Annotated in this window: 8 protein-coding genes; 4 read left to right on the forward strand and 4 right to left on the reverse strand. The window is 57.1% G+C overall.

Annotated elements, in window-relative coordinates; genetic code table 11:
* Positions 1 to 103 precede the first annotated feature (103 nt).
* Positions 104 to 1,543, reverse strand: a complete 1,440-nt coding sequence (gene aspA / locus BW958_RS11810; protein WP_076575934.1) for an aspartate ammonia-lyase — start codon at positions 1,541 to 1,543, stop codon at positions 104 to 106.
* Between the two features lie 393 nt (positions 1,544 to 1,936).
* Here aspA and BW958_RS11815 point away from each other — a divergent pair, with 393 nt between their 5' ends.
* Positions 1,937 to 2,380 carry an FxsA family protein gene (locus tag BW958_RS11815; RefSeq protein WP_076575935.1) on the forward strand — a complete coding sequence of 148 codons (444 nt, stop codon included), beginning with the start codon at positions 1,937 to 1,939 and terminating at the stop codon, positions 2,378 to 2,380.
* A gap of 28 nt (positions 2,381 to 2,408) precedes the next feature.
* On the opposite strand, the gene BW958_RS11820 is transcribed toward BW958_RS11815, so the two are convergent.
* Positions 2,409 to 3,767, reverse strand: coding sequence for an MATE family efflux transporter (locus tag BW958_RS11820; protein WP_076575936.1), 1,359 nt, complete (start codon positions 3,765 to 3,767; stop codon positions 2,409 to 2,411).
* A gap of 172 nt (positions 3,768 to 3,939) precedes the next feature.
* Here BW958_RS11820 and BW958_RS11825 point away from each other — a divergent pair, with 172 nt between their 5' ends.
* From BW958_RS11825 to BW958_RS11835, 3 genes are all read left to right on the forward strand, one after another.
* On the forward strand, positions 3,940 to 4,233 hold the full coding sequence (locus BW958_RS11825) for a co-chaperone GroES (RefSeq protein WP_005340573.1): 294 nt from the start codon (positions 3,940 to 3,942) through the stop codon (positions 4,231 to 4,233).
* A gap of 39 nt (positions 4,234 to 4,272) precedes the next feature.
* Entirely contained in the window at positions 4,273 to 5,910 is a 1,638-nt protein-coding gene (gene groL, locus BW958_RS11830; protein WP_076575937.1) for a chaperonin GroEL, read from the forward strand.
* A 155-nt stretch (positions 5,911 to 6,065) separates the two neighbouring features.
* Positions 6,066 to 6,251: a hypothetical protein gene (locus tag BW958_RS11835; RefSeq protein WP_076575938.1), complete on the forward strand. Its 186-nt coding sequence runs from the start codon at positions 6,066 to 6,068 to the stop codon at positions 6,249 to 6,251.
* 66 nt (positions 6,252 to 6,317) lie between these two features.
* Here the strand turns inward: BW958_RS11835 and BW958_RS11840 are convergent, their stop codons facing one another.
* The gene (locus BW958_RS11840) at positions 6,318 to 6,977 is read right to left on the reverse strand and encodes a pseudouridine synthase (protein WP_076575939.1); all 660 of its coding nucleotides are present in this window, start codon (positions 6,975 to 6,977) and stop codon (positions 6,318 to 6,320) included.
* A 13-nt stretch (positions 6,978 to 6,990) separates the two neighbouring features.
* Complete coding sequence (rapA, locus tag BW958_RS11845) at positions 6,991 to 9,858, reverse strand: RNA polymerase-associated protein RapA (RefSeq protein ID WP_076575940.1); 2,868 nt, start codon at positions 9,856 to 9,858, stop codon at positions 6,991 to 6,993.
* Positions 9,859 to 10,334 lie beyond the last annotated feature (476 nt).

The raw sequence follows: 10,334 nt of genomic DNA on the forward strand, positions 1-10,334 counted from the left end.
CGCTGTGTGCTGCAAAAGCCGACTCCCGAGTCCCCTGCATGGCAGACAGGAATCCCGGGAAACGGCTCTGCGGGGTGGGCTGGTGCCCACCCCGTTTTATCCGTCAGACCGTTGCGCGGGTGTAACGCTTGGCGGTGTACTGCGGGTTCATCAGGTTGTCGATGGAGAGAATTTCGTCGAGTTGTTCGGCGGTCAGCAGACCACGCTCGAGCACGACTTCACGCACGCTCTTGCCGGTCTGGGCGCAGATCTTCCCGACTACATCACCTTCATGGTGACCAATGAAGGGGTTGAGGTAAGTGACGATGCCGATGGAGTTCAGCACGTGGTTACGGCAGATTTCCGGGTTGGCAGTGATCCCTTCCACGCACTTGGTGCGCAGGGAGATACAGGATTTCTCCAGCAGGCTCAGGGATTCGAAAAGTGCCTGTGCAATCACCGGCTCCATAACGTTCAGCTGCAGCTGACCCGCTTCGGCAGCCATGGTGATGGTGATGTCGTTACCCACGACCTTGAAGCAAGCCTGGTTGACCACTTCCGGAATAACCGGGTTGACCTTGGCCGGCATGATGGACGAGCCAGCTTGCAGCTCCGGCAGGTTGATCTCCTTGAGTGCGGTACGCGGACCGGAGGAGAGCAGACGCAGGTCGTTACAGATCTTGGAGAGCTTGACCGCCATGCGCTTCAGTGCGCCGTGCAGCATCACGTAGGCGCCGCAGTCGGAGGTGGCTTCGATCAGATCTTCTGCTGGAACGTAGGCACGACCGGTGATCTCGGCCAGGCGTTGAATCGCCAGCTTGGAGTACTCGGGTGGGGTGTTCAGACCGGTACCGATAGCGGTGGCACCCAGGTTCACTTCCAGCAGCAGCTCCTGGCAGCGCTTGATAGACTTGATCTCTTCGCGCAGGGTGACGGCAAAGGCGTGGAACTCTTGGCCCAGGGTCATCGGCACGGCGTCTTGCAGCTGGGTACGACCCATCTTCAGAATGCTGCGGAACTCTTGAGCCTTCTGCTCGAAGGCCGTAATCAAGGACTCCAGCGCAAACAGGGTGATGTCGGTGCTGTTGACCACGGCAACGCGGAAACCGGTCGGGTAGGCGTCGTTGGTGGACTGGCACTTGTTGACGTGGTCATTGGGGTTGATGACGTCGTAACGTCCCTTCTCCAGACCCATCAGCTCAAGCGCGATGTTGGCCAGCACTTCGTTGGTGTTCATGTTGACGGAGGTACCGGCGCCGCCTTGGAAGACGTCAACCGGGAATTGCTCAAAGCATTTACCGGTGCTGAGCATCAGGTCACAGGCTTCGATGATTTTGTCCGCGATCTCAGGACGGATGGTGCCGAGTTCACTGTTGGCGAGGGCTGCTGCCTTTTTGGTCAGTACCATGCCACGAACGAATTCGGGGACGTCGGAGATTTTCTGGGTGCTGATCTTGAAGTTCTCGATGGCTCGCAGTGTATGCACACCGTAGTAAACATCGTTAGATACTTCTTTGGTACCCAGCAGGTCTTCTTCAATGCGGACGTTCTTATTGTCGCTCATTCTGTTGCCTCAGAAATCAAAGCAGTTTGAACATTCCTCACCGAGTGGCTGCGTGTTCCTTGCGCAATGATCATCCTGAAGCTATTCACGTCGTGTGGGACAGGAGGTGGGGCAATGGCCCCTGAAACTGGACTCATCTTATCCCATCAGAGGTAAATTGAAATCAGACGTTGATCACTAAATTTGATAATCAGGCACGTTTTTTTAGTCTTATCAAAAATATCAACAGAAATTATATAAAATATTTTTTAACTACTTCTTATTTTGACGAAATAATTGGGGTAAACCGTGATTTTTTGAACTCTCATTCCATATTGAAAGTGGCTAAATCGTCCCCATTTTATGGATAAGAGCCCGGAGAGATGCTCCGGCTAGGTCAACACTGAGGTCATCATGGGAAAACTGTTCGCCGGGCTGGTCGGTCTGGCTCTGCTGGAAATGCTGGTCCTGATCAAGGTGGGCGGTGTGATTGGGGCGCTCCCTACCATCGCGCTGGTGATCCTGACCGCCGTGGTTGGCTCGTCGCTGGTGCGTAGCCAAGGCGTGCGAACCCTGCTGGAGGCCCAGAGCAAGATGCAGCAAGGGATTTTACCAGGGCGTGAAATGTTGAGCGGCCTGCTGCTCGCCTTGGCCGGACTGCTGTTGATCATCCCCGGTTTTGTCACCGACATGGTGGCGGTGCTGTTGCTGCAACCGGCGCTGCGCAACTGGGTTGCCGGCAAACTGCTGGGCTCAACCCGCTTTGTCTCGAGTGGTGGTGGTTTTGGTGGGTCGAGAGCGCCAGGCAACTCATCCGGTGGTAACACCATCGAGGGTGAGTATGAGCGTAAGGAATAAGCAGCAAGGGGACCGGTCGGTCCCCTTGTCATATCTGGGCCAGGCGCCGCTGACAGAGCGCATCGACATGGCGGCGGGCAAACAGATAGGCCAGCGCACCGGCAGTGAGATTGGCCAGCAGCATTCCGCCATACACGCCATGCAGACCGAAGGCGCACTCACCGAGCCAGGCTAGTGGTAGAAGTAGTACAAACAGCCGGATACCACCGAACAGCAGGGATATCAGCGGAGCGCGCATCCCGTTAAGCGCCGACGCCAGCAGCATCACCAACGCCTGGGCGCCATAGCCAAACGGCAGCAAGTGCAGGTAGTCGCTGATGGCATCAATGACGGTGGCCTGATCGCTAAACAGGGTTGCGATTGGCCGCGCCAACAGCCAGACCAGCAGGGCGATGCCTCCCTGCCAGAAAAGGGCAAAATGCATGGCAATCAGCAGCGCTGAGCGGGCTCTGGCCGGCTGACCGGCGCCGAGATTTTGCGAGACAAACGGCGCTAACACCGACGAAAGCGCCATCATGACGATGAGCAGCAAAGATTCTACCCGCGAAGCCGCGCCATAGGCGGCGATCACCTCGGTGCCGAGACTGGCCAGGATCATCAGTAGCAGCGCAGTTGCCAGTGGTGTGAGCAGATTGGTGAGCGCCGCCGGAATCGCAATCTGGAGCACCCGCCGCCAGTGCTGCCAGCGCACCTGCCAACCATGGCCGTGCCACTCCAGCAAGCGGTCACGGCGGCGCAGGATCCGCAAACTGACCAGCATGGCCATCAACCAGGAGATGGAGGTGGCGATGGCTGCACCCTTGATGCCATAGGCCGGCACCGGTCCCCAACCAAAGATCAGCAGAGGATCGAGCATGCCGTTGACCAAGCCGGAGACGGCCATCACCAGGCTCGGGGTTCGGGTATCCCCGGTGGCGCGCGTTGCTGCATTCCCTACCATGGGGATGGCCAGCAGCGGCACCGTCAGATACCAGATCAGCATGTAGTCGTGGATCAGCTCGATAAGCGCCGGTGCCGCCCCCATCAGGGTAAAGAGAGGGTGAATCGTCAAGGCGCCCACCACGCCCAAACCGGCAATCAGCAGCAGGGTCAACAGCAGGGTGTCGCTGGTCAGCAGCGCCGCCTCATGGTGTTTCCCCTGGCCGAGCGTGTGTCCCAGCACGGCGGAAAGCCCGGTTCCCAGTCCCATGATGAGCGAGGTGACCAGCAGCGTGACCGGGAATGTGAAGCTGACGGCAGCCAGAGCGTCAGTGCCGAGCAGCCCGATGAAAAAGGTATCGACCAGACTAAACGCAAGAATGGCAATGATGCCGACGGTCATGGGAATCGTCATCCGTGCCAGCAGCGTCGGTATGGGGGCGTGGTGCAACGGATTGGCGAGAGACAAGGGGAACTCCTGAGTCGATAAAGCGATTCAATGGTACGTGAAAAAATTTTTTTTGCATCGACCCTTGAAGGTCGCAGCCCTGCCCCCACATCTGAGACATCTAGAAGAGCTTGGCCAGGTATGGCCACTACTCGTAAACAAACATAGAAAACTCATTTTGGGAGAGTTATCGATGAAAATTCGTCCACTGCATGACCGCGTCATCATCAAGCGCATCGAAGCCGAAGCCAAATCTGCTGGCGGCATCGTGCTGACTGGTACTGCGGCCCAGAAGTCCACCCGTGGTGAAGTTCTGGCCGTGGGCACTGGTCGAATTCTGGATAATGGCGAAGTGAAAGCGCTGGCTGTGAAGGTTGGTGACAAGGTGATTTTCAACGAAGGCTACGGTGTGAAGACCGAGAAGCTGGATGGTCAGGACGTACTGATCCTGTCTGAAACCGACATCCTGGCGATTGTCGAAGAGTAATTCACCCCTTAACCGACTCATTGATAAGGATTGAACAAGATGGCTGCTAAAGACGTTAAATTTGGTAACGACGCTCGTGTAAAGATGCTCGAGGGTGTCAACATCCTGGCCAACGCGGTCAAGGTCACCCTGGGCCCGAAGGGTCGTAATGTGGTGCTGGACAAGTCCTTCGGCGCACCGACCATCACCAAGGATGGCGTGTCCGTAGCTCGTGAAATCGAGCTGGAAGACAAGTTCATGAACATGGGCGCCCAGATGGTCAAGGAAGTCGCTTCCAAGGCTAACGACGCTGCCGGTGACGGTACCACTACCGCCACCGTACTGGCCCAATCCATCGTTAACGAAGGTCTGAAGGCTGTTGCTGCCGGCATGAACCCGATGGATCTGAAGCGCGGTATCGACAAGGCCGTGACTGCTGCTGTGGTTGAACTGCAAGCGCTGTCCACCCCCTGCGCTGACAACAATGCCATCGCTCAGGTTGGTACTATCTCTGCCAACTCTGACGAGAAGGTCGGCAAGCTGATTGCTGAAGCCATGGACAAGGTGGGCCGTGATGGCGTTATCACCGTTGAAGATGGCCAAGGTCTGGAAGATGAGCTGGCTGTTGTAGAAGGTATGCAGTTCGATCGTGGCTACCTGTCTCCGTACTTCATCAACAAGCCGGAAGCCGGCGCTGTTGAACTGGATGATCCGTTCATCCTGCTGGTAGACAAGAAGGTTTCCAACATCCGCGAAATGCTGCCGGTACTGGAAGGCGTGGCCAAGTCTGGCAAGCCGCTGATTATCGTTGCTGAAGACGTGGAAGGTGAAGCTCTGGCGACGCTGGTCGTCAACACCATGCGTGGTATCGTCAAGGTCGCTGCCGTTAAGGCTCCGGGCTTTGGTGACCGTCGCAAGGCCATGCTGCAAGACATCGCCATCCTGACTGGCGGTACTGTTATCTCCGAAGAAGTTGGTCTTGAGCTCGAGAAGGCTGCTCTGGAAGATCTGGGCCGTGCCAAGCGCGTTGTGATCACCAAGGAAAACACCACCATCATCGACGGCGTGGGCGAAGCCTCTGCTATCGAAGGTCGTGTTGCCCAGATCCGTCAACAGATCGAAGAGACCTCTTCTGACTATGATCGCGAGAAGCTGCAAGAGCGCGTGGCCAAGCTGGCTGGCGGTGTAGCCGTGATCAAGGTTGGCGCTGCCACCGAAGTCGAAATGAAAGAGAAGAAAGCACGCGTGGAAGACGCCCTGCATGCAACTCGCGCTGCCGTTGAGGAAGGTGTGGTTGCCGGTGGTGGTGTGGCCCTGGTTCGCGTAGCCGGCAAGCTGGCTAACCTGCGTGGTGACAACGAAGACCAAAACGTCGGTATCAAGGTTGCCCTGCGCGCCATGGAATCTCCGCTGCGTCAAATCGTTGATAACGCTGGTGAAGAAGCCTCCGTGATTGCCAACAACGTCAAGGCTGGCGAAGGTAACTTCGGTTACAACGCTTACACCGAACAGTATGGTGACATGCTGGAGATGGGTATCCTGGATCCGACCAAGGTGACCCGCTCTGCCCTGCAATTCGCCGCGTCCATCGCCGGTCTGATGATCACCACCGAGTGCATGGTCAGCGAACTGCCGAAGAAAGACGCTCCGGCCATGCCGGACATGGGCGGTATGGGTGGCATGGGCGGCATGATGTAATGCCCCGCTAACCAGCCTGTCTTGAAAGGCCCTCGAATGAGGGCCTTTTTCGTTTTTATAAACAGTCAGTTATGAACTAATTCCCCGTATGTGGCCAAAAAAGGGTCATGGAATGGGGTGAGTGGCCGATACTTGGTTTGGACAGGAGGTAAACCATGGAAATATCAGGGTCCGTCTCTGCCAGCTATGGCCAAGAAGCGCTGGTTGCCAGCCTGGCCAAGAAACAGCAGGAGCAACAGGGTCAAGCAGCGCTCAGTCTGCTAGAAACTGCGGCTCAATCCACCCCGGCGCCCAAGTCGGCCGGTGGTTCGCTGGGCAGCAATATCGACATTCGTGTCTGATAACGTACTGCAACATAAAAAGCCTCGGCATGGCCGAGGCTTTTTTTTCGAGCATTCAGGCGTCACTCAGAGTGCAAACGGTGGAGCAGCTTCGAAGGCGACTCGCTCGCCGCTGCGTGGGTGGGTAAACGCCAGCCTGGCTGCGTGCAGATAGAGATGCGGCGCGGCAGCCAGGGCCTGTGGATGCGCATAGAGATTGTCACCCAGGATCGGATGGCCAAGCTCCAGCATATGCACCCGTAGCTGGTGCGAGCGCCCGGTGATCGGAGTCAGCTTGACCAGGGTGCAGCCATTGTCCACTTTCAGTTTTTGCCACAGGGTGAGGGCATGCCGGCCTTCCGTAAAATCGACCTTCTGCTTTGGCCGGTTCGGCCAGTCGACACACAGAGGCAGGTCGACCTGACCGCACTCTTCACTCATCTCGCCCCACACCCAAGCCAGATAGTGTTTGTCGGTCTCCCGCTCGCGGAACTGACGGCTCAACTCGCGGTGAGCGTTGGGGTTGAGCGGGATCACGATGACACCGCTGGTGGCCATATCGAGACGATGGGCTGCCGCCGCCCGGGGAAATCCCTCCTGCTGGACGCGCCACAGCACGCTGTCTTCATACTCGGCACCACGGCCGGGCACACTCAGCAGACCGGTTGGTTTGTTCACCACCATGATGTCGCGATCCTTGTGCAGGATCTCGAGCCATGGCTCTTTGGGCGGATGGTAGTCGATCATCTCTCTCACTCTGTTACTGGTGGGCGACCACGATAAAGCGGATAGCATCCAGCTTGAGTTGGGTCTGCGCGATCAGGTGCTGCAATTCTGCCTGCAGTTGCTGCAGATAGGCCAGTTCGCTGTCACGCACATTGGGGTTGACCGCCTTGAGCTCGGTCAGACGAGCCAGTTCGTCGCCAAGGGTGCGGGTCATCCGTTCGTAGGCCTGCGCCATGATATCTGCCTTGCGCGTTTCTGCCAGCGCTTGTCCTTTACCAATCAGGGCATGGATCTGCGGCTGGGAAGCGGTAACCAGCTTGCTGCCGAGGTGGCGATTGACCGGCGTCAGCTGGCGGTTGAAGGTATCGAAAGGTACCTTGTCACCGAGATCGTTACCGCCTTTATCGAGCAGCAGACGGATCGGTGTCGGCGGCATAAAGCGATAGAGTTGCGGATGCATGGCAGACTCGGCCACAAAGATCAGCTCCAGCAGAATGGAGCCCACCGGCAGTGCTTTGTTCTTAAGCAGAGCGACTGAGGTAGAGCCAATCTCGGAGCCAAGAATCAGGTCGATACCACCGCGCAGCATGGGGTGATCCCAGGAGATGAACGCCATGTCGTCACGGGAGAGGGCGGTCTCACGCTCGAAGGTGACGGTCATGCCATCTTGCGGCAAGCCAGGGAACGAGGGAACCAGCATATGATCGCCCGGAGTGAGCACCAGCGCATTCTCGCCGCGATCATCCTGGTTGATACCGATCTCGTCGAACATCTTCAGGGCAAACGACACCATGCCGGTATCGTCATCCTCGGCTTCGAGCTGGGTAACAAGCGCCGTGGCCTTATCGCCGCCACTGGAGTGGATTTCCAGCAGGCGATCCCGACCGGATTCGAGTTTGGTCTTGAGCGGTTCGTGGATGGCGCGGGTGCGATCAAGCAGCGTCTGCAGCGCTTCGTCACTGCTGTCGTTAGCGGCCAAAACGGTGAACAGGTCGTCACGCACCTCTTCAAACACCGGCCGCGCGGTCGGGCAGGTTTGTTCAAACGCATCCAGACCGTCGTGATACCAGCGCAGCAGGGCATGTTGGGAGGTCTCGTCGAGATAGGGGACATGAATCTCGACGGTGTTGCGTTGACCAATCCGGTCGAGACGACCGATACGCTGTTCCAGCAGATCCGGGTTAAGCGGCAGATCAAACAGCACCAAATGGCTGGCAAACTGGAAGTTGCGGCCTTCCGAGCCAATCTCGGAGCAGAGCAATACCTGGGCGCCGCCCTCTTGCTGGGCAAAATAGGCTGCCGCCTTGTCCCGCTCGATCAGGGACATCCCTTCGTGGAACACTGCAGCGCGGATCCCTTCACGGGTGCGTACTGCCTCTTCTAGCGCGATGGCGGTGGCGGCTTCGGAGCAGATCACCAGGACCTTTTGTTGGCGCGCCGACAACAGCAATTCGAGCAACCAGTCGATGCGGGGATCAAACTGGGTCCAGCTGGCGCTATCGCCTTCAAACTGCTGGAAAATCTTCTCGGGGTAGAGATAGCGCAGGGCACGGGTCTGCAGATCGCCGGTGTTGCCGCCCATCATGCCCATCACCTTGATCGCTGTCTTGTACTGCTCCGGTAGTGCCATCGGATAAACATTCAGATGGCGCTCGGGGAAGCCCTGAATCGTGGCGCGGCTGTTACGAAACAGCACGCGGCCAGTGCCATGACGATCGAGCAGTTTGCCTACCGCCTGCTGGCGGCTCGCCATGTCTGACAGATCCACACCATCGAGTTGTTCGGCCAGCAACGCTTTAGCTTCGCCGCTGAGCTCACTGCCATCCAATAGCGCTTGAGCTGCAGTGGCAATGGCTCCGTATTCCTGCTCCTCGGCGAGGAACGCGTCGTAATCATAGAAGCGTTCCGGGTCGAGTAGACGCAGCCGGGCAAAGTGGCTCTGGTGACCCAGTTGGTCGGGGGTCGCGGTCAGCAGCAGTACGCCCGGGACCTGGCCTGCCAGCGCTTCAACCATTTCATAGGCACGGCTGGGGGCATCGACACTCCACTCCAGGTGATGGGCTTCATCCACGACCAGTAGATCCCACTCGGCTTCGCAGACCTGTTCGAAGCGGCGACGTTTTTTGCGCAGGAAATCGATGCTGCACAGTACCAACTGCTCGGTCTCGAAGGGATTCTCTGCTTCGGCAAACGCCTCAACGCAGCGCTCTTCATCAAACAGGGAAAAGTGCAGGCTAAAACGACGCATCATCTCAACCAGCCACTGGTGCTGCAGCGTTTCGGGCAGCAGGATCAGCACTCGCTTGGCGCGACCGGAAAGTAGCTGTTGATGGATGATCATGCCCGCTTCGATGGTTTTACCCAAACCCACCTCATCGGCCAGCAATACACGTGGTGCATAGCGGTGCCCCACTTCGTGGGCAATATAGAGTTGGTGCGGGATCAGGCTGACACGGCCACCGGCCAGACCACGAGTGGGGTTAAGACGGCGTTGATGTTGATTGATCAGGGATTCATAACGCAGGGTGAAGCGCGACATGCGATCGATCTGACCGGCAAACAGGCGATCCTGCGGTTTGTTGAACTTGATAAAGTTGCTGAGAAACACCTCTTTGAGCAGAACCTGCTCCTCGGTGTCAGTGCGGATCCCTGCATATATAAGAAGGCCGTCTTTCTCATGAACCGCTTCAATCACCATGGTCCACTCTTCGTGGCTGGCGATCTGGTCTCCTTCGTTGAAGCGGACTCGCGTCACCGGGGCATCATCCTTGGCATACATACGGTTCTCGCCGGAGGCAGGGAACAACAGAGTCACCATCCGACCCTCGACGGCCACCACCGTCCCCAAACCGAGATCAGTTTCTGTATCACTAATCCAACGTTGGCCAAGTGCAAAAGGCATCAAACTCTCCAAAGCCCAGTAATAGAGGTGAAAACGTAAAGGGGCGCTATGTTACCCGAAGGGGCGCAGCTGATCATCAGGGAGTTGACGCTGGCACCGGCAGGTTATGTCTCATCACGCTATATCGGCTGTGTAGGGACGTTTTAGCTTAGATTTGCGGCGCATTGCTGGCAATTTGAGCGAACGAACTGCGATGTGTGATTTTTCTCAAATTCCCTGTTGCCAAATCCGGCTCACTCCCTATAATGCGCCTCCGTCGACAGGGCAACGCCGCACAGGCAGCGAGCCGGTCGAAGTGAGAAAAAGCCTTGTGAAATAAGGCTTGACTCACACCGGGATGTGCGTAGAATGCCACTCCCGTCGCGATGAGAATCGCGCAGCTCTTTAACAAATTGAATCAAGCAATCTGTGTGGGCACTCGCAGGATTGAAGCATCAAAAACAATTTTTGATTTTCAATGTCTGATGAAGTGACCA

The sequence above is a fragment of the Aeromonas sp. RU39B genome (genome assembly GCF_900156095.1).
Lineage (GTDB): Bacteria > Pseudomonadota > Gammaproteobacteria > Enterobacterales > Aeromonadaceae > Aeromonas.

What these genes read in the sequence shown, in the direction of transcription:
- aspA (WP_076575934.1), bottom strand. Translation starts at nt 1,543, where the DNA reads ATGAGCGACAATAAGAACGTCCGCATTGAAGAAGACCTGCTGGGTACC.
- BW958_RS11815 (WP_076575935.1), top strand. Translation starts at nt 1,937, where the DNA reads ATGGGAAAACTGTTCGCCGGGCTGGTCGGTCTGGCTCTGCTGGAAATG.
- BW958_RS11825 (WP_005340573.1), top strand. Translation starts at nt 3,940, where the DNA reads ATGAAAATTCGTCCACTGCATGACCGCGTCATCATCAAGCGCATCGAA.
- groL (WP_076575937.1), top strand. Translation starts at nt 4,273, where the DNA reads ATGGCTGCTAAAGACGTTAAATTTGGTAACGACGCTCGTGTAAAGATG.
- BW958_RS11835 (WP_076575938.1), top strand. Translation starts at nt 6,066, where the DNA reads ATGGAAATATCAGGGTCCGTCTCTGCCAGCTATGGCCAAGAAGCGCTG.
- BW958_RS11840 (WP_076575939.1), bottom strand. Translation starts at nt 6,977, where the DNA reads ATGATCGACTACCATCCGCCCAAAGAGCCATGGCTCGAGATCCTGCAC.
- rapA (WP_076575940.1), bottom strand. Translation starts at nt 9,858, where the DNA reads ATGCCTTTTGCACTTGGCCAACGTTGGATTAGTGATACAGAAACTGAT.